18 protein-coding genes are annotated in these 18254 nt (G+C 71.2%); 10 read left to right on the top strand and 8 right to left on the bottom strand.

Features of this window, described 5'->3' with window-relative positions; genetic code table 11:
* Nucleotides 1-15 precede the first annotated feature (15 nt).
* Both AC0L6F_RS04655 and AC0L6F_RS04650 read right to left on the bottom strand, forming a co-directional pair.
* A complete protein-coding gene (locus AC0L6F_RS04655) occupies nt 16-1614 on the bottom strand; it encodes an AMP-binding protein (protein ID WP_274637938.1) in 1599 nt (532 codons plus the stop codon).
* Between the two features lie 130 nt (nt 1615-1744).
* Complete coding sequence (locus tag AC0L6F_RS04650) at nt 1745-2812, bottom strand: Glu/Leu/Phe/Val dehydrogenase family protein (protein WP_473539336.1); 1068 nt, start codon at nt 2810-2812, stop codon at nt 1745-1747.
* A 137-nt stretch (nt 2813-2949) separates the two neighbouring features.
* Between AC0L6F_RS04650 and AC0L6F_RS04645 the strand changes: the two genes are divergently transcribed.
* Both AC0L6F_RS04645 and AC0L6F_RS04640 read left to right on the top strand, forming a co-directional pair.
* Nucleotides 2950-3426, top strand: a complete 477-nt coding sequence (locus AC0L6F_RS04645; protein ID WP_473539335.1) for a YbaK/EbsC family protein — start codon at nt 2950-2952, stop codon at nt 3424-3426.
* 204 nt (nt 3427-3630) lie between these two features.
* The gene (locus AC0L6F_RS04640) at nt 3631-4536 is read left to right on the top strand and encodes a PDDEXK family nuclease (RefSeq protein WP_274637942.1); all 906 of its coding nucleotides are present in this window, start codon (nt 3631-3633) and stop codon (nt 4534-4536) included.
* 129 nt (nt 4537-4665) lie between these two features.
* On the opposite strand, the gene AC0L6F_RS04635 is transcribed toward AC0L6F_RS04640, so the two are convergent.
* Nucleotides 4666-5451, bottom strand: a complete 786-nt coding sequence (locus tag AC0L6F_RS04635) for an IclR family transcriptional regulator (protein ID WP_473539334.1) — start codon at nt 5449-5451, stop codon at nt 4666-4668.
* Between the two features lie 52 nt (nt 5452-5503).
* Between AC0L6F_RS04635 and hutH the strand changes: the two genes are divergently transcribed.
* From hutH to hutI, 3 genes are read left to right on the top strand one after another with little or no spacing between them, the layout of a single operon-like run.
* Nucleotides 5504-7048, top strand: coding sequence for a histidine ammonia-lyase (hutH, locus tag AC0L6F_RS04630; RefSeq protein WP_473539333.1), 1545 nt, complete (start codon nt 5504-5506; stop codon nt 7046-7048).
* Complete coding sequence (gene hutU / locus AC0L6F_RS04625) at nt 7048-8697, top strand: urocanate hydratase (RefSeq protein WP_473539332.1); 1650 nt, start codon at nt 7048-7050, stop codon at nt 8695-8697. The genes hutH and hutU overlap by 1 nt, the downstream gene beginning before the upstream one ends.
* A complete protein-coding gene (gene hutI / locus AC0L6F_RS04620; RefSeq protein ID WP_473539331.1) occupies nt 8694-9866 on the top strand; it encodes an imidazolonepropionase in 1173 nt (390 codons plus the stop codon). Before hutU ends, hutI begins: the two co-directional genes overlap by 4 nt.
* Here the strand turns inward: hutI and AC0L6F_RS04615 are convergent.
* From AC0L6F_RS04615 to AC0L6F_RS04600, 4 genes are read right to left on the bottom strand one after another with little or no spacing between them, the layout of a single operon-like run.
* Complete coding sequence (locus AC0L6F_RS04615) at nt 9863-10483, bottom strand: hypothetical protein (protein WP_473539329.1); 621 nt, start codon at nt 10481-10483, stop codon at nt 9863-9865. The genes hutI and AC0L6F_RS04615 overlap by 4 nt on opposite strands.
* Nucleotides 10480-11364, bottom strand: a complete 885-nt coding sequence (locus tag AC0L6F_RS04610; RefSeq protein WP_473539328.1) for an arginase family protein — start codon at nt 11362-11364, stop codon at nt 10480-10482. The genes AC0L6F_RS04615 and AC0L6F_RS04610 overlap by 4 nt, the downstream gene beginning before the upstream one ends.
* A gap of 15 nt (nt 11365-11379) precedes the next feature.
* Nucleotides 11380-11847 carry a SixA phosphatase family protein gene (locus tag AC0L6F_RS04605; protein ID WP_473539326.1) on the bottom strand — a complete coding sequence of 156 codons (468 nt, stop codon included), beginning with the start codon at nt 11845-11847 and terminating at the stop codon, nt 11380-11382.
* Nucleotides 11848-11854: 7 nt separating this feature from the next.
* Complete coding sequence (locus tag AC0L6F_RS04600) at nt 11855-13126, bottom strand: DUF445 domain-containing protein (RefSeq protein ID WP_274637950.1); 1272 nt, start codon at nt 13124-13126, stop codon at nt 11855-11857.
* Nucleotides 13127-13163: 37 nt separating this feature from the next.
* Between AC0L6F_RS04600 and AC0L6F_RS04595 the strand changes: the two genes are divergently transcribed.
* Nucleotides 13164-13436, top strand: coding sequence for a metal-sensitive transcriptional regulator (locus tag AC0L6F_RS04595; protein WP_274637951.1), 273 nt, complete (start codon nt 13164-13166; stop codon nt 13434-13436).
* Between the two features lies 1 nt (nt 13437).
* A complete protein-coding gene (locus AC0L6F_RS04590) occupies nt 13438-13845 on the top strand; it encodes a pilus assembly protein CpaE (RefSeq protein ID WP_473539325.1) in 408 nt (135 codons plus the stop codon).
* A 1-nt stretch (nt 13846) separates the two neighbouring features.
* On the opposite strand, the gene AC0L6F_RS04585 is transcribed toward AC0L6F_RS04590, so the two are convergent.
* Nucleotides 13847-15055: an MFS transporter gene (locus tag AC0L6F_RS04585; RefSeq protein ID WP_274637953.1), complete on the bottom strand. Its 1209-nt coding sequence runs from the start codon at nt 15053-15055 to the stop codon at nt 13847-13849.
* 350 nt (nt 15056-15405) lie between these two features.
* On the opposite strand from AC0L6F_RS04585, the gene nrdH reads away from it, so the two are divergent.
* The 3 genes from nrdH to nrdE are packed head-to-tail and all read left to right on the top strand — an operon-like array spanning nt 15406 to nt 18225.
* On the top strand, nt 15406-15639 hold the full coding sequence (gene nrdH, locus AC0L6F_RS04580; protein ID WP_259612245.1) for a glutaredoxin-like protein NrdH: 234 nt from the start codon (nt 15406-15408) through the stop codon (nt 15637-15639).
* Between the two features lies 1 nt (nt 15640).
* Nucleotides 15641-16084: a class Ib ribonucleoside-diphosphate reductase assembly flavoprotein NrdI gene (nrdI, locus tag AC0L6F_RS04575; protein ID WP_274637954.1), complete on the top strand. Its 444-nt coding sequence runs from the start codon at nt 15641-15643 to the stop codon at nt 16082-16084.
* Nucleotides 16066-18225 carry a class 1b ribonucleoside-diphosphate reductase subunit alpha gene (nrdE, locus tag AC0L6F_RS04570; RefSeq protein ID WP_473539323.1) on the top strand — a complete coding sequence of 720 codons (2160 nt, stop codon included), beginning with the start codon at nt 16066-16068 and terminating at the stop codon, nt 18223-18225. Before nrdI ends, nrdE begins: the two co-directional genes overlap by 19 nt.
* The last annotated feature ends 29 nt before the right edge of the window (nt 18226-18254 follow it).

The raw sequence follows: 18254 nt of genomic DNA, 5'->3' as shown, positions 1-18254 counted from the left end.
GCCGACCGGGGGCGGTCAGGCCGTCGCGGCGACCGCCTCGCGGGCGCGAAGGTCCTTGCGCAGGATCTTGCCCGAACTCGACTTCGGGATCGCGTCGATGAACTCGACCCGGCGCACCTTCTTGTACGGCGCGACCTGCGCGGCGACGAAGTCCATCACTTCTTCTGCCGTCAGCTCGACCCCTGCCGCCGGCACGACGAACGCCTTCGGGATCTCCTGCTTCTCATCGTCGAGCACCCCGATCACCGCGACATCCGCCACCTTCGGGTGGCTCAGCAGCAGCGCCTCGAGCTCTGCCGGCGGCACCTGATAGCCGTGGTACTTGATCAGCTCCTTGACCCGGTCCACGACCGTGAACCAGCCGCCCTCGTTGTAGGTGGCCACGTCGCCGGTGTGGAAGAAGCCGTCCGCGTCGATCGCGTGGGCCGTGGCATCCGGCTTGTTCAGATAGCCCAGCATCACCTGCGGCCCCTTGATCCAGACCTCGCCGGCGCGCGTCTGCCCGTTCTCGTCGACCTCGGTGATCTCTTCCCCGGTGTCCGGATCGACGAGCTTGGTCAGCGTGTTCGGCAGCGCGCAGCCGACCGAGCTCAGCGGCATGTCGTGGCGGGTGTGCGGCACCGCGTGCGTGACCGGGCTGGTCTCGGTCAGCCCGTACCCCTGCATCACGCGGGCGTGGATGCGGCGGCCGGCCGCGTCGGCGGTCTCGCCGTCCAGCGGGGCGGCGCCGGAGAACACGGAGTGGACGGTGGAGATGTCGTACTGGTCCACGATCGGATGCTTGGCCAGCGCCACCGCGATCGGCGGCGCGATGTACAGGTAGGTGCAGCTGAAGTCCTGGATGTTCTTCAGGAACTCGACCAGGTCGAACCGGGGCATCGTCACCAGGCTGGCGTGCTGGCGCAGCGCGAGGTTCAGCAGCACCGTCATGCCGTAGATGTGGAAGAACGGCAGGACCGCCAGGACCCGGTCATCCGACTTCAGGTCGATGTTGACCCGCGACTGCTCGACGTTGGCGACGAGGTTGCGGTGGCTGAGCATGACGCCCTTGGGCACGCCGGTGGTGCCGGACGAGTACGGCAGCACGGCGATGTGCGTGGCCGGGTCGAAGCTCACGGCCGGGGGCGTGCGCTGCTCGGTCAGCAGTTCGCGCAGGTTGGGATGGCCCTCGGCGCCGTCCAGGACGATGACGTGGTCGTCCGGGATGTCGCAGGCTGCGGCGGCTGCGGCGGCCTGGGGGAGCAGGGGGCTGACCGTGACGATCCAGGTGGCCCCGGCATCCTCGATCTGCTTCTGGATCTCGCCGGCGGTGTACAGCGAGTTGAAGGTGGTGACCGTCGCGCCCAGGCGCAGAGCGCCGTGGAAGACGGTGGCGAACGCGGGCACGTTCGGGCAGAGCACGCCGACCACGGTGTCGCTGTCGACGCCGCGGACGGCCAGCGCCCCGGCGAACGCGTCGATCTGCGCCTTGAGGGCGCCGTAGCTCGTCTCGGCGCCGGTGGCCGGGTCGATGAGGGCGATGCGGGCGCTGTCCTGCGCGCTCAGGTCGCCGAAGAGGTAGTCGTAGACGCTGAGCTCGGGGATCTCGACGTCGGGGAAGGGGCTGTGGAACACGAGGTCTCTCCTTTGATTCGTCGTGCACGCCGGTGCTGGTGCCGGCCCCCGGCGTCGTCGCCGGTTGCGTCCATCATGCCACCCGGACTCGGTTCCACGAATGCTGGAACCGAGTCCGGGTTCCCGGGCGCTAGACCCGGGCGCCGCGGGCGGCGTCGAGCCGCTCGGCGGCGAGGCGCTCCGCCGCCACCAGCGGTGACGTCCCGGACGCCTCGGCATCGTCGAAGATGCGGCGCAGAGTGTCGCCGATCCCGCTCACGCGCTGCATGATCTCCTCGCGGGTGCCGTGGTGCTTGGCCTCCAGGTCGAGGTAGATCACCCCGCCCGCGTTGACCACGAAGTCCGGCGCGTACAGGATGCCGCGGGCGGCCAGGCGGTCGGCGCCCGAGCGCTCGGCGAGCGGGTTGTTGGCCGGGCCGCAGACGGCCTTCACCGCCAGTGCGTCGATGGTCTCGTCATCCAGCACCCCGCCCACCCCGGCGGGCACGAACACCTCGCCGGGCACGTGCTGCTCGGTGCCGGGGGTGACCCAGGTCGCGCCGAGCCGGGTGGCCGATTCCTTCTTGGCCGGGTTCACGTCGGTGACGGTCAGGATCGCACCCTCGGCGGACAGTCGCTGCGCCAGGCGGCTGCCGACCTGGCCGAGGCCCGAGATGGTGATCCGCGTGCCGGCGATCTGGCTGCTGCCGGTGACCCGCTCCAGCGTCGCACGCAGCGACTCGTACACGCCCAGGCTCGTCGGTCCGGCGGGCTCGCCGGCGCCGCCGGCGGCATCGGGCAGTCCCACCACGTGGTCGGTGCGCTCGCTGACGGTGAGCATGTCCTCGGCGGTCGAGCCGACATCCTCCGCGGTGCGGTACAGGCCGCCCAGCGACTGGACCGCGTCGCCGAGGTCGAGGAACGCGGCGCGGCGCTGATCGGCATCCAGCGTCTGACCGGGCGCGAGCCGGATCACCGACTTGCCGCCGCCGGCATCCAGCCCTGCCGCGGCGTTCTTCAGCGTCATCGCGGCCGAGAGCCGCAGCGCGTCGCCGAGTGCGTCGCTCCAGTGCGGGTAGGTCCACAGCCGGGCGCCGCCGAGGGCGGAGCCGAGAGCGGACGAATGAAGCGCGACGGTGAGGAACAGGCCGCTGCGCGGACCCGTGATCACCTCCACGCGTTCGTGGGTGAATTCGGGCAGGGGCAGGGTGTGCGTCATCGCGACTTCTTTCGGCGGGCCTTGTGGGCGTGTGCTGAGCGATGCCGCCGCTTCGCGGCATCCGTCTCCATTGTGCCTGGTTTCGCTCGGGCTCGTCGTGTCGTCGCCGGGCCCTGGCCCGCCTCTAGGCTGAGGGCATGTCCGACACCCTCTCCGCGCGCAGTCGTCTGGTCCGGGACGCGCTGACGCGGGCCGGCATCTCCGGCGAGATCGTCACGCTTCCCGACTCCGCCGCGACCGCACCGCTGGCCGCGGCGGCGCTCGGGGTCGAGGTCGGCGCCATCGCGAACAGTCTGCTCTTCTGGTCTGACGACGAGCCGCTGCTGGTGATGACCAGCGGCGCCCACCGCGTCGACACCGCGGCGCTGGCCCAGCGGCTCGGGCGCGGCGGCATCCAGCGGGCCACACCCGACCAGGTGCGCGCGGCCACCGGCCAGGCGATCGGCGGCGTCGCGCCGGCCGGGCACCCGACGCCGATCACCACGGTCGTGGACCGGTCGCTCGCCGACCACCCGCAGCTGTGGGCCGCCGGCGGCACCCCGCACACGGTGTTCCCGCTCACCTTCGCCCAACTCGTCCACCTCACCCGCGGCACCGTCGAGCGGGTCGACTGATCACTCCGACAGGATCTGGCGGCAGGTGATGGCCGCGGTCGCCGACCATGCCTGCGGCCGGCACACCGCCGGATGGGGTTCGCTGACGCGCTCTCGGCGGGACGCTCCGGCACCGGCTCCTCCCCAGCGGCGGACGTGCCCGCCGTCGTCCACAGATCGGAGACGGGCCAGCCGCGGTCCATTGCCGTCGGGGACGATCAAGGGATGCCACAGCCCCTGAATCGCCCCGTGAACCGCCCCGCCCGCGATGACGTGCCGGCGGCGTTCGTGCGGCGATGCAAGAAGGAGACGAAGCTCGTCCCGAAGCATTGGCCGGCGTGGTCCCGCGGGGAACTGCTCGCGGCAGGATGGCGCCCCAGGCAGATCACGGCGGCTGCGGCATCCGGCACGCTCGTCCGTCCCCGCGGCGGCGTGTACCTGACGCCCACCGCGCCGGACGACGTCGTGGATGCCTGCCGCGTGGGCGGCCGACTCGCGTGTGTGTCCGAGCTGGCGCGCTGGGGCGTCTTCGTGCTCGACGGCGCCGCCCTGCATGTCGCCGTGCCGCGGACGAGCGGCCGCCTGCGGCAGGTCGATCGGAGCGTCCGGGTGCACTGGGTCGCGTCGGCTGCGCACGGATGGGCCAACACAGACATCGTCGAGGCGCTCGTGCAGGCTGTGCTCTGCCAGCCGGTCCGAGCGGCGATCGCGACGCTCGATTCGGCGATTCATCGCGGACTCGTCGGCGCCGAGCAGCTCGATGCCGTGTTCGACGCACTTCCGCGGCGGTTGCGGGTCATCCGCAAGCATCTGGATGCCGCAGCCGAGTCGGGGGCGGAGAGCATCATGCGCATCATCCTGCGCCGACTCGGGTGCCGCGTGCAGAGTCAGGTGAAGATCCCCGATGTGGGACGGGTCGACTTCCTCGTCGACGGCTGGCTGATCGTCGAGTGCGACAGCGAGGCCTATCACGCGGACTGGGAGCAGCAGAAGAAGGACCACCGTCGCGATCAGGCGGCGGCCGCGCGAGGTCTGGTGACCTACCGCCCGATCGCCGAGGACATCTTCTGGAACGCCGACGTCGTGGTCCGCGCCGTGAGGGGCCTGCTGCTCACGCATGCGGTCCGCTGAGCGGCCGTGTTCACATCGCAGGAAGATCCGCGCCGCCGGGCTCCAGATCCGGCGTGTCGCGGGGTTTGACGCAGACGGTCCTGCGATCTGAACACGCCGAGGCCGTGATCCACACCGAGATGCGCGGCCTCAGCGCCCCGAGATGCGGCGGGACAGTTCGGCCGAAGCGGCCGCCACGACAGGCGCGAGGGATGCCGCATCCCGGCCGGGCTGGTCGGGCCAGGTCACCGCGATCGCGGCGGCAGGCCAGCCGGCATGGTCGGTCACCGCCACGCCGATCGAGCGGAGTCCGAGGGTGACCTCGCCGTCCTCCACCGCGTAGCCGTTGGCGCGGACGGTGCGCAGCAGCTCGCGCAGCTGGCCGGGGCGGGACGGACCGCGTCCCGTGCGGTCGGCGAAGGCCGAGGCATCCGGGTACAGCGCCCGCACCTGCTCGCGGGGCAGCGCCGCGAGCATGGCCCGTCCGGTGGCGGTCAGGTGCGCCGGCAGTCGCACGCCCACATCGGTGACCAGCGCCGGCCGGCGCGGCGCGCGCTCCTCGACGAGGTAGAGCACGTCGCGCCCGGTCATCACGGCCAGGTGCGCGCTCTCGCCGGTGCGGTCGGCCAGCCCCGCCACCAGCGGCCGGCCGAGCCGGGCCAGGGGCTGCTGCCGCGCGAAGCCGCCGGCGAGCTCGAACGCGGCGGTGCCCAGCCCCCAGCGCTGCTCGCGCTCCAGGTGCACGGCGAAGCCGTGCTCGGCGAGCGTGCCCAGCAGGAAGTACACCGTCGAGCGCGGCAGCCCGAGGTGGTCGGCGATGGTGCGCGCCGCGACCGGCCCGCGCTGCCGCGCCAGGAAGGAGAGGATGCGCAGCGTCTGGTCGGATGCCGGCACCTGAGGCCGCGAGGGACGCGCCCGGTCTGGGATCACAGACACAGGATGCCATACGGATCTCCCGCACGGGGCGGCGACGGTGTGGAATCAGGGCATGGCCACCCCCGCAGCTGCCCCCGTCGTCATCGGCATCACCCCGCTGACCCCCGCCGAGGTCGTCGCCGTCGCCCGGCACGGCGCGCCCATCGAGCTCGCCCCCGCCGCGCTGGACCGGGTCGCCGAATCGCGCGCGCTGATCGAGCGGCTGGCCGGCGACCCGGCGCCGCACTACGGCGTCTCGACCGGGTTCGGCGCCCTGGCCACCACGTTCATCGCCCCCGATCGGCGCCGGCAGCTGCAGGCCAGCCTCATCCGCTCGCACGCCGCCGGCACCGGCGCCGAGGTCGAGGACGAGGTCGTCCGTGCGCTGCAGGTGCTGCGGCTGCAGACCCTGGCCAGCGGACGCACCGGTGTTCGCCCCGAGGTCGTCACCGCCTACGCCGGCCTGCTGAACGCCGGCATCGTGCCGATCGTGCGCGAGTACGGCTCGCTCGGCTGCTCGGGCGATCTGGCCCCGCTCGCGCATGTCGCCCTGGCGGCCATGGGCGAGGGAGAGGTCCGGGTGGCCGGGCAGGCGATGGATGCCGCAGCCGCGCTGGCCGCGGCATCCCTCACGCCCCTCGTCCTGGCCGAGAAGGAGGGGCTGGCGCTGATCAACGGCACCGACGGCATGCTCGGGATGCTGCTGCTGGCCCTCGCCGATCTCGAGGTGCTGCTGGACACCGCCGATGTCACCGCCGCGCTGTCGGTGGAGAGCCAGCTGGGCACCGACGCCGTCTTCGCCGCGGATCTGATGGCGCTGCGTCCGCAGATCGGCCAGGCCACGAGCGCCGCGAACCTGCGCGCGCTGCTGAACCCGTCGCCGATCGTGGCCAGCCACAAGGGTCCCGAGGACGGGCGGGTCCAGGACGCCTATTCGCTGCGCTGCTCCCCGCAGGTGCACGGCGCGGCCCGCGACACCGTCGACCATGCCCGGCAGGTCGCCGTCCGCGAGCTGGCGGCCGTGGTGGACAATCCGGTCGTCACGGTCGACGGCCGGGTCGAGTCCAACGGCAACTTCCACGGCGCGCCGATCGCGTACGTGCTGGACTTCCTGGCGATCGCGGTCGCCGACGTCGCCTCGATCTCGGAGCGGCGCACCGACCGTGCGCTGGACGTCGCGCGCAATCGCGAGCTGCCGCCGTTCCTGGCCGACGAGGCCGGCGTCGACTCCGGGCTGATGATCGCGCAGTACGCGGCCGCCGGGATCGTGTCTGAGCTCAAGCGTCTGGCCGTCCCGGCATCCGTTGACTCGATCCCGTCCTCGGCGATGCAGGAGGACCACGTGTCGATGGGCTGGGCGGCGGCGCGCAAGCTGCGCCGCGCGGTCGACGGCCTGGCCCGCGTGCTGGCGATCGAGACCATCACCGGCACCCGTGCGCTCGACCTGCGCGCGCCGCTGCCGCCCGGCCCGGGCACCGGGGCGGTGCGCGACCTGCTGCGCGCCCAGGGGGTCGCCGGTCCCGGCCACGACCGGTTCGTCAGCCCCGACATCGAGACCGTCACCGGTCTCGTCCTGAACGGCGCCGTGCGCGCCGCCGCGTTCGAAGGAGAAAGATGATGGATGGAGCACGTCCGGTCACCGCGCCGCGCGGCGCCGTGCGCACGGCCAAGAGCTGGGGCGCCGAAGCCGCAAAGCGGATGCTGATGAACAACCTCGACCCGGAGGTGGCCGAGCACCCCGACGACCTGGTCGTCTACGGCGGCACCGGGCGGGCGGCGCGCAGCTGGGAGGCGTTCGACGCCATCGTGCGCACGCTCGACGAGCTCGAGTCCGACGAGACGCTGCTGGTGCAGTCGGGCAAGCCGGTGGGTGTGTTCCGCACGCATGAGTGGGCGCCCCGCGTGCTGATCGCCAACTCGAACCTCGTCGGCGACTGGGCGACCTGGCCCGAGTTCCGCCGGCTCGAGTCGCTCGGGCTGACGATGTACGGCCAGATGACGGCCGGCTCGTGGATCTACATCGGCACCCAGGGCATCCTGCAGGGCACGTACGAGACGTTCGCCGCGGTCGCCCGCTCGCTCGGCCGGGAGTCGCTGGCCGGCACCCTGACGCTCACCGCCGGATGCGGCGGCATGGGCGGCGCGCAGCCGCTGGCGGTCACCATGAACGACGGTGTCGTGCTGATCGTCGACGTCGACGAGTCGCGCCTGGCGCGCCGGGTGGCCAAGCGCTACCTGGACGAATACACCACCGACCTCGACGACGCGCTGGCCCGGGTGCTGGCGGCCAAGGAGCAGCGGCACGCGCTGTCGGTCGGCGTGGTGGGCAACGCGGCCGAGGTGTTCCCGGAGCTGCTGCGCCGCGGCATCCCGATCGACATCGTCACCGACCAGACCAGCGCGCACGACCCCCTCGCGTACCTGCCGATCGGCATCAGCGTCGCGGACTGGAAGGCCGAGGCATCCCGCGACCCGGAGGGCTTCACCGCACGGTCGCGCGCATCGATGGCCGCACACGTGGACGCCATGGTGGGCTTCCTGGATGTCGGGGCCGCCGTCTTCGACTACGGCAACTCGCTGCGCGCCGAGGCGCAGGCGGGCGGCTGCGAGCGCGCGTTCGCGTTCCCCGGCTTCGTGCCGGCCTACATCCGGCCGCTGTTCTGCGAGGGCAAGGGCCCGTTCCGCTGGGCGGCGCTGTCCGGCGACCCGGAGGACATCTACCGGACCGACCGGGCGATCAAGGAGCTGTTCCCGAAGGATGCCGCGCTCCACCGCTGGCTGGACAAGGCGCGGGAGCGGGTCGAGTTCGAGGGACTCCCGGCGCGGATCTGCTGGCTCGGGTATCGGGAGCGGCACCTGGCCGGGCTGAAGTTCAACGAGATGGTCGCATCCGGAGAGCTGTCGGCCCCGATCGTCATCGGCCGCGACCATCTGGACGCCGGCTCGGTGGCCTCGCCGTACCGCGAGACCGAGGCGATGGCCGACGGGTCGGATGCCATCGCCGACTGGCCGCTGCTGAACGCCCTGCTGAACACGTCCTCCGGCGCGTCGTGGGTGTCGATCCACCACGGCGGCGGCGTGGGCATCGGCCGGTCGATCCACGCCGGACAGGTCTCGGTCGCGGACGGATCGGCGCTGGCCGCCTCCAAGCTCGAACGGGTGCTGACCAACGATCCGGGCTCGGGCGTGATGCGACACGTGGATGCCGGATACGACCGCGCGCGAGCGGTCGCCCGCGACCGCGGCCTGAAGGTGCCGATGCTGTGACGGCCACACTGCTGACGAACATCGGTGAGCTGACCACCAACGTCGCCGCGGCCGGTGACGCCTGCGGCACGCGACGCGACGCCGCCGTCCTGATCGAGGGCGGGCGGATCGCCTGGGTCGGTTCTGCGGCGCGCGCCCGCGAGGCGGACGGCGTCGAGGTGGTGGATGCCGGGGGTCGGGCGGTGATCCCGGGGTTCGTCGACAGCCACACCCACCTCGTCTTCGGCGGCGACCGGGCCGACGAGTTCGCCGCGCGGATGGCCGGCGAGCCGTATGCCGCGGGCGGCATACGTACGACGGTGGCCGCCACACGCGCCGCGGGCGACGACGAGCTGCGGCGCCGGCTGGCCGGCTTCGTGGCCGAATGCCGCCGGCAGGGCACCACCACGCTGGAGGTCAAGACCGGCTACGGACTGACCGTGCACGACGAGGCGCGGCTGGCGCGGTTGGCCGCCGAGGTCACCGGCGAAGTGACGTTCCTGGGCGCGCACGTGGTGCCCGCCGAGTACACGCACCGTCGCGACGACTACGTCGATCTGGTCTGCGACGAGATGCTGCGCGCGGTCGCACCGCACGCGAAGTGGGTCGACGTGTTCTGCGAGACCGGCGCGTTCAGCCCGGACGAGTCGCGCCGGGTGCTGGCCGCCGGCATCGCGCACGGGCTCGTGCCGCGGGTGCACGGCAACCAGCTCGGCCCCGGCGAGGGTGTGCGCATCGCGGTCGCGCTGGGCGCGGCATCCGTCGATCACTGCACCTACGTGACCGACGCGGATGTCGCGGCCCTGGCCGGCAGCGAGACGGTGGCGACGCTGCTTCCCGGCGTCGAGTTCTCCACCCGGCACCCCTACCCGGACGCCCGCCGGCTGATCGATGCCGGCGTGACCGTGGCGCTTGCCAGCGACTGCAACCCCGGCACCAGCTTCACCAGCTCGATGCCGCTGATGATCGCCCTGGCCGTGCGCGAGATGGGGATGACGGTGCCCGAGGCGGTCTGGGCGGCCACCGCCGGGGGAGCCGCCGCGCTGCGCAGAGACGACATCGGCGTGCTCGCGCCCGGAATGCGCGCCGACCTCGTGGTCCTCGAGGCCCTCAGCCGCACGCACCTGGCCTACCGGCCGGGAGTTCCGCTGGTCGACCGCGTCTACCGGGACGGCGTCCGCGCGAACTAGCCCGGCAGGGCCACGACCTCGCGGGTGCGGTCGGGCCACCGGACGGTGATCTCGTGGCCGGAATCGGCGGGCGCCAGCTCGATCTCGGGGATCAGCGAGCCGGTCTGGTGGATTCGCAGCGGCTTGCCCTGTCCGTCCACGGGCACTTCGCGCATCTGCGGGATCGGCGGCGGCTCGGGTCCACGGCGCACCGCGACGATCACCGGGTAGCCGGCCGGCACGTCGCGCACCGTCACGTGGGGGACGACCTGGACCGCGCCGTTCGGCAGGTCGGAGCGCGCGGTGTCGACCACGGCGTCGAAGGGCACCAGCACGCGCAGCTCGGAGTGCAGCTCGTGGCCGTCCTCATCGGGCACGCAGATGTCGACGCCGCCGGCCACCGGCGTCAGCAGCACGTCCTCACGCCCCGCAGCGGTCACCGCCCAGCCGGTGAGCATCACGCCGGGGACCGCGCCGGCGCCCTCGACGCGCAGCATCCGCAGCTGCCAGTCGCCGTGCGCGGCCACGCCCACGGTCATCCGGCCGGCGGTGCGCGGCCGGTGATCGAACGGGACCCACTCCGTCGGTGTGCCCGCTTCGTCCAGCAGGGTCGCGGCGTCGGGTGCGGTCTCGCTCATGCCGTGCGTCCCGCGAGCCCGGCCAACAGCTCCAGCACGCACAGCGCCGCCAGGCGCACGGTGCGTCCGTCCGGGGCGTCGGCGGTGGCGTCCACCTCGGCCAGGTCGGCCGAGACCACGTGCGGCGAGGCGGCGATGCCCCGCACCAGCGCCCGCAGCTCCCACGCCTGCAGACCGCCGGGAACGGATGCCGGGCAGCCGGGCGCGACGGATCGGTCGCACACGTCCACGTCGATGTCCAGATGCACCCGGCCTGGCCCGGCGACCTCCACCGCCTGCGCGACGACGTCGTCGATGCCGCGGCGACGCACCTCGTCGAGTGTGATCACCGTGATGCCGAGGTCGGCCGCGCGGCGCGCGTAGGCGGCGGAGTTCGCGAAGTCGGCGATGCCGATCTGCACGATCTGCCGCCCGTCCAGGCCCGCTGCCGCCAGCCGGCGCACCGGCGAGCCGTTGGACTCGCCGTCGCGCAGGTCGTAGTGCGCATCCAGCGTGATCAGGCCCGCGGCATCCGCGCCCTGCGCGACCCCGTAGGTCAGTGAGTTGTCGCCGCCGAGGGCGATGACCAGCCGGGCGGCCGCCGCGAGTGCGCGCACCCGGTCGCGCACGCGCGCCTCGCCCTCGCGGCCGTCGGGGTCTGCCACATCGCCGGCGTCGACGATGCGCAGCACCTCGTCCAGGTCGACGGCGGGCGGGCCGATCAGCGTCGGGCTGTAGCGCGCCAACGCCGCACGGACCGCCGCGGGCGTGGCATCCGCCCCCGTCGGCGAGAGCGAGGTCAGGTGCGCCGGCACGCCGACCAGCGCGGCGTCGCAGGAGCCGCCGTCGAACGCCGGCCACGAGCCGGCGCGCGGCCAGAGCGCGTCTTGGGAAAGAGCCACATCGGCACCGTATCGCTACCGCGGGGTGTCGAGGGTGAAGGATGCCGGATCCGGCGTGGTCGCGGCATCCGGCTCGTCCGCGTCCCAGGTGAACACGGCGACCGCGCAGGTGGGCATGCGGGCGATCCCGCCGCCGGACAGCCGCGACGCGAGCGCGCTCATGCCGGGGTCGTGCGCGACCACCATGACCGATCCGGCCCCGGTGCGGGCGGCGCGGGCCAGCAGCAGCGCGGCCGGAGCCCCGTACAGCTCCGGCTCCAGGTCGACCGCGACGCCGAGCTCGGCGGCGAACGCCTCGGCCGTGGTCCGGGCGCGCAGCGCGGTGCTGGACAGGATCACGTCGGGGCGCAGCCCGGTCTCGGCGATCCGCCGGGCCATCCGGGGCGCGTCGCGCAGCCCCCGGTCGTTCAGCGGACGGTCGTGGTCTTCCCGCGCGGTGGTCCAGTCCGACTTCGCGTGGCGCACGAGCGCGAGCACCTTCATATCGCCATCATCCCAGCAGCAGGTTCGCGACGGTGTAGATGGCCAGGCCGGCGAGGGCGCCGATGACGGTGCCGTTCAGGCGGATGTACTGCAGGTCGCGGCCGACCATCAGCTCGATCTTCTCCGTGGTCTCGGCGGCATCCCACCGCTCCACGGTGTCGGTGATGATCGAGGCGATGTCGTGCCGGTAGCGGTCCACGGCGAACACCGCGGCATCCGTCACCCACCCGTCCACGCGGCGCTGCAGCGCGGGTTCGGTGCGCAGCCGCCCGCCCACGTCGGCGACCGCGGCCACCGCCCGGGTGCGCAGGGCGCCGGCCGGATCGGCGAGGGCCGACAGCAGGCCGCTCTTGACCGTGCCCCACACCTGGGCGGCGAGCTCGCGGACCCGCGGGCTGTCGAAGACGGCGGTCTTGGCGTCCTCGAACCGCCCGATCATCGCCGGATCGTGCTGCAGCCGGTCGGCCAGGCGCACCAGGTATCCGTCCAACGCCAGCCGGGCGGGATGCCGCGGGTCGGCCCGCACGGCGGCCGCGAACTTCACCGCCTCGCCGTACACGGTGTCGTCCACGAACCGGTGCGCCACCCGCGGCACCCACGACGGAAGCCGGCGAGAGACCAGGCCACGGAAGGCCGGGCGGTTCGCCGACAGCCAGGACGACAGGCTGTCCACCGCCAGATCCACCGCGCCGTGGTGGGCGTCGGCATCCACCACCCGCTGCAGCCACGCCCCGGCCGGCGGCCCCCACTCGGGGGCGAGCAGGTGCTCGCGGGCGAGGGAGGTCAGCACCTCCTGCACGTCCGCGTCCGACAGCGCGCGCAGCACGCCCGAGGCCATCGCGGCGCCCTCGGCGGTCACCCGCTCGGCATGCGCGGGCTCGCCCAGCCAGGCGCCCAGCCGCGCGGCCAGGGCGGTCGACTCGAGCTTGGTGCGCACGACCGGGCCGGACAGGAAGTTCGTCTCGACGAACTCGCCGAGCGTGCGGCCGATCTCGTCCTTGCGGGTCGGGATGATGGCGGTGTGCGGGATGGGCAGGCCGAGCGGATGCCGGAACAGGGCCGTCACCGCGAACCAGTCCGCAAGCGCGCCGACCATGCCGCCCTCGGCCGCCGCCCGCACATAGGCGAGCCAGCCGAACCGCTCCTCCAGCACGAAGGCCACCACGAACACCGCGGCCAGAGCCAGCAGCGCCCCCAGGGCGATCCCCTTCATCGTGCGCAATGCGCGCCGGCGCTGCTGGTCGGCGGGGCTCAGCAGGGCCGTCGGAGTGCGCACCATGGCGCCATCCTGCCACGCAGGCGGGTACTCTTGCGGCGTGATCGACGACATCAAAAAGCGCGCTCTCCACCGCACGGCCATCGTGGAGGGACAGGTGCGGGGGCTCGCGAAGATGATCGAGGGCGAGGACTACTGCATGGACATCATCGCCCAGTCTCGGGCGATCCAGAAGGCGCTCGAATCGCTGGACAAGCTGCTGCTGGAGAACCATCTGCGCACGCACGTGACCCACATGTTCGAGCAGGGGGGCGACGAGCGCGAGCAGGCGGTGGCCGAGCTGCTCAAGGCGTACGACGTGCAGAACCGCTGAGATGATCTCGACCGAAGCCGCGCGCGCCCTGCACGATGCCGGCCTGCTCTGGCATCCGCACTCGGGCGATCGCTTCCAGCTGGACGAGCCGGAGTTCGAGGCGGACGTCTTCACGGTCAGCGACATGACGATCGAGGCCCGCACCTACCCGACCGGCAGCATCCTCGCCTTCAACGGGACGACCGAATGGGCGCTGGACTCGGTCGCGCAGGAGGACGCGCTCTGGCTGCCCAGTGAGGAGCAGCTGCGCGAGCTGCTGCGCGGCACCTTCCGGTCGCTGCGGCGGCTGACCGACACCTATCGGGTGGAGATCGAGCTGGACTCCCGGATGCTCGGGTTCGAGCATCCGGAGCCGTGCGACGCGTACGCGGCCGCCCTGCTCGAACTGCTGCGCCGCGTCATCGACTGAGTCACGAGGTGATGGTGCCCACCGGCTCGGTGTCCGGGATCGGGCTCGGATCGCGGAAGCGCAGGTCCGGGAAGCCGCGGACGAACACGACGCACACCACCAGTCCCGCCGCGGCGAACGCGGCCGCCGTCCAGTAGGCGCCGGACGGGCCCATCCCGTCGATCAGGAACCCGGCGAACGCCGAGCCGGCCGCCGCGCCGATCAGCTGCCCGGTGTTGACCCAGCCGAACGCCTCGGCGGTGTCGCTGAACTTCACGCTCGCCGTGGTCATCGCCGAGATCACCGCGAACGCCGGCGCGACGCCGATGCCCGCGATCAGCAGCGAGCCGCTGACCCACCACACGTTCAGGAACAGGGTGGTCACCAGCAGACCGACCAGCACGATCGCCATCCGCCGGGCCATGGCCCACCGGCCCATCGGGATGCTGCCCGAGACCAGGCCGCCGGCCAGGCTGCCGACCGCGAACACGGCCAGGACCAGCCCGGCCTCGACCCCGCCGTTCCCGAACGTGGCGACCACGCCGGCCTCCACGGCCGCGCAGGCGCCGACGAGCAGGAATCCGACGAGGGTCGCCAGCAGCACGGGTGGGCGGGCGAGCACCTTGCCGAACCGGCGGCGGCTGCGCGGGATGCGCACCTGGCCGAGCTCGGGGGACAGGATGAACCACGTCCCGCCCGCCAGCAGGATCACCACGATCAGCAGCAGACCGGTGACCGTGCCGATCTGGGTGGACACCAGCGTGATCACCACCGGCGCGAGGATCCAGATGATCTCCTGCAGCGAGGCGTCCAGCGAGAACAGGGGCGTGAGCTGGCGCGAGTTGACCATCTTCGGATAGATCGTGCGCACGGCCGGCTGCACCGGCGGCGTGGACAGCCCGGCCAGCAGCCCGAGCACCATGTACGCCGGCAGGGGCACGTGCAGCAGGGCGATGCCGGCGACGGATGCCGCGCACACGAGCATGGTGAGGGTCAGCACCCGCCGCATGCCCCAGATGCCCATCCAGCGGCTCGTGATCGGGCCGGCCACGGCCTGCCCGATCGACGCGGCCGCCAGCACGAGTCCCGCCGCCCCGTACGAGCCGGTGATCTGCTCGACGTGCAGCAGGATGGCCAGGCTCGTCATCCCCGAGGGGAAGCGCGCCGTCAGCTGCGCCGTGATGATGCGCCCGATGCCGGGCGTGCGCAGTAGATCCCGGTATCCCGCCACGGGTCAACGTTACCGGGGCGCGACACGCCGCGACACGCCGAAGGGCGTTTTCCACAGCGGATCGGATGTCGGAACCGGCTCGTAGCGTCGGGGGTGTGGATGGATGCGTCCGCGGTGTCCGAAAAGGCACGTGATTCAGGCGTTTCCCAGGCTCGAAACCCGGTCCGGTCCTGTGGATGAATCGGTGGAGAACCTGTGTTGTAGATGGGGAGAGCGGTGGAAAACTACACGGATGTAACTACTATCCCTTGTGGTGCTTCCCGTTGTCGGTACCCATATGTAGTATTGGAGCTCCGGCGGGGGGATCGCCGGGACAGACGGATCGAATGATGAGGGGAGAGGTGGTCGACATGGCGATCACGGTCTACACGAAGCCTTCCTGCGTTCAGTGCAACGCGACATACCGCGCACTGGATTCGAAGGGCCTCGAATACGAAGTCCACGACCTGACCGAGGAGCCGGCGGCCCTCGAGCAGGTCAAGGCGCTGGGCTACCTGCAGGCGCCCGTCGTCATCACCGACGACGGCCACTGGTCGGGGTTCCGCCCGGACAAGATCGACGAGCTCGCCGCCCGTCTGGCCTGACATGCCCACCGCGGTCGCAGCACCGCTGCTCGTCTACTTCTCCAGTGTCTCGGGGAACACGGCGCGCTTCGTGGACAAGCTCGGCCTGCCGGCGCGGCGCATTCCGCTGCACTCCGGTCCGCACAGCTCCGAGCCGCCGCTGCGGGTGGACGAGCCGTTCGTGCTGGTCACCCCGACGTACGGCGGCGGGCAGGGGCGCGGTGCCGAGAAGGGCTCCGTCCCGAAGCAGGTCATCAGGTTCCTCAACGACGAGGACAACCGCAAATGGATCCGCGGGGTCATCTCCGCGGGGAACACGAATTTCGGCGAGGCGTACTGCCTGGCCGGAGAGATCATCAGCCGCAAGTGTCACGTGCCGCACCTGTATCGGCTTGAACTGTTCGGCACGCCCGAGGACGTGGCTCAGGTGAGCGACGGATTGGAACGATGGTGGAAGCTGCATTGACGGATGACGTCCCCTTCAAGACCGACGCGCGGTTCGAGGGCATGGATTATCACGCTCTGAACGCGATGCTGAACCTGTACGGCCCGGACGGGAAGATCCAGTTCGACGCCGACAAGCGTGCGGCACGGGAGTACTTCCTGCAGCACGTCAACCAGAACACGGTGTTCTTCCACTCGCTCAAGGAGCGCCTGGACTACCTGGTCGAGAAGGAGTACTACGAGCCCGAGGTGCTCGCCAAGTACCCGTTCGAGTTCATCCAGGAGCTCAACGACCGCGCCTACGGCATGAAGTTCCGCTTCTCCACGTTCCTCGGCGCGTTCAAGTACTACACCAGCTACACGCTGAAGACCTTCGACGGCAAGCGCTACCTCGAGCGGTTCGAGGACCGGGTCGTGATGACGGCGCTCGGCCTGGCGGACGGCGACCAGCAGGTGGCCCGCGACCTGGTCGACGAGATCGTGTCGGGTCGGTTCCAGCCGGCGACCCCCACGTTCCTGAACACCGGCAAGGCGCAGCGCGGCGAGCTCGTCAGCTGCTTCCTGCTGCGGATCGAAGACAACATGGAGTCGATCGCCCGCGGCATCAACTCGGCGCTGCAGCTGTCCAAGCGCGGCGGCGGCGTCGCTCTGCTGCTGAGCAACATCCGCGAGTCCGGCGCGCCGATCAAGCAGATCGAGAACCAGTCCTCCGGCATCATCCCGGTGATGAAGCTGCTCGAAGACAGCTTCAGCTACGCCAATCAGCTGGGGGCGCGGCAGGGCGCCGGGGCGGTCTATCTGAACGCCCACCACCCCGACATCATGCGGTTCCTGGACACCAAGCGTGAGAACGCCGACGAGAAGATCCGCATCAAGACGCTGTCGCTGGGCGTCGTCATCCCGGACATCACGTTCGAGCTGGCCAAGAACGGCGAGGACATGTACCTGTTCTCCCCGTATGACGTCGAGCGCGTCTACGGCGTGCCCTTCGGCGACATCTCGGTCACCGAGAAGTACCGCGAGATGGTGGACGACCCGCGCATCAAGAAGACGAAGATCAATGCGCGCGAGTTCTTCCAGACGCTGGCCGAGATCCAGTTCGAGTCGGGCTACCCGTACATCATGTTCGAGGACACCGTGAACCGGGCCAACCCGATCAAGGGCCGGATCAACATGTCGAACCTGTGCAGCGAGATCCTGCAGGTCAACACGCCGACCACGTACAACGAGGACCTCTCGTACAACGAGATCGGCAAGGACATCTCGTGCAACCTCGGTTCGATGAACATCGCGCTGGCGATGGACGGCGGCGACCTCGGCAAGTCGGTGGAGACCGCGATCCGGGGGCTGACCGCGGTCAGCAACCAGAGCCACATCTCGTCGGTGCGCTCGATCGAGGACGGCAACGACCGGTCGCACGCGATCGGCCTGGGTCAGATGAACCTGCACGGCTACCTCGCGCGGGAGCACGTGCACTACGGCTCCGAGGAGGGGCTGGACTTCACGAACATCTACTTCTACACGGTGCTGTACCACGCGCTGCGCGCGTCGAACAGGATCGCCATCGAGCGCGGCGAGGCCTTCGACGGGTTCGCCGACTCGACGTACGCGTCGGGGGAGTTCTTCGACAAGTACATCCAGCAGGAGTGGAACCCCGCCACCGCGAAGGTGACGGAGATGTTCGCCGGTCACAGCATCCCCACCCAGGAGGACTGGGTGCAGCTGAAGGCCTCCATCCAGGAGCACGGCATCTACAACCAGAACCTGCAGGCCGTGCCGCCGACCGGATCGATCTCGTACATCAACAACTCGACCAGCTCGATCCACCCGATCGTCTCGAAGATCGAGATCCGCAAGGAGGGCAAGCTCGGCCGCGTCTACTACCCGGCGCCGTTCATGACGAACGACAACCTGGAGTACTACCAGGACGCGTACGAGATCGGCCCGGAGAAGATCATCGACACCTATGCGGTGGCCACGCAGCACGTGGACCAGGGGCTGAGCCTGACGCTGTTCTTCAAGGACACCGCCACCACGCGCGAGGTCAACCGGGCGCAGATCTACGCCTGGCGCAAGGGCGTCAAGACGCTCTACTACATCCGGGTGCGTCAGATGGCACTGGAGGGCACGGAGCTGGATCAGTGCGTCAGCTGCATGCTGTGACCCCGGTATCGACAGACTTCGCGAAGAAG

The sequence above is a fragment of the Microbacterium sp. G2-16M genome (assembly GCF_055809115.1).
Note: the sequence above shows the minus strand (reverse complement) of the source record. Positions and strands in the feature narration are given on the sequence as shown.

Bases quoted from the DNA above. Each gene is read 5' to 3' on its own strand.
- AC0L6F_RS04650 (WP_473539336.1), bottom strand. From the start codon at position 2,812: ATGACGCACACCCTGCCCCTGCCCGAATTCACCCACGAACGCGTGGAG.
- AC0L6F_RS04645 (WP_473539335.1), top strand. From the start codon at position 2,950: ATGTCCGACACCCTCTCCGCGCGCAGTCGTCTGGTCCGGGACGCGCTG.
- AC0L6F_RS04640 (WP_274637942.1), top strand. From the start codon at position 3,631: ATGCCACAGCCCCTGAATCGCCCCGTGAACCGCCCCGCCCGCGATGAC.
- hutH (WP_473539333.1), top strand. From the start codon at position 5,504: ATGGCCACCCCCGCAGCTGCCCCCGTCGTCATCGGCATCACCCCGCTG.
- hutU (WP_473539332.1), top strand. From the start codon at position 7,048: ATGGATGGAGCACGTCCGGTCACCGCGCCGCGCGGCGCCGTGCGCACG.
- AC0L6F_RS04615 (WP_473539329.1), bottom strand. From the start codon at position 10,483: ATGAGCGAGACCGCACCCGACGCCGCGACCCTGCTGGACGAAGCGGGC.
- AC0L6F_RS04605 (WP_473539326.1), bottom strand. From the start codon at position 11,847: ATGAAGGTGCTCGCGCTCGTGCGCCACGCGAAGTCGGACTGGACCACC.
- AC0L6F_RS04600 (WP_274637950.1), bottom strand. From the start codon at position 13,126: ATGGTGCGCACTCCGACGGCCCTGCTGAGCCCCGCCGACCAGCAGCGC.
- AC0L6F_RS04590 (WP_473539325.1), top strand. From the start codon at position 13,438: ATGATCTCGACCGAAGCCGCGCGCGCCCTGCACGATGCCGGCCTGCTC.
- nrdH (WP_259612245.1), top strand. From the start codon at position 15,406: ATGGCGATCACGGTCTACACGAAGCCTTCCTGCGTTCAGTGCAACGCG.
- nrdI (WP_274637954.1), top strand. From the start codon at position 15,641: ATGCCCACCGCGGTCGCAGCACCGCTGCTCGTCTACTTCTCCAGTGTC.
- nrdE (WP_473539323.1), top strand. From the start codon at position 16,066: ATGGTGGAAGCTGCATTGACGGATGACGTCCCCTTCAAGACCGACGCG.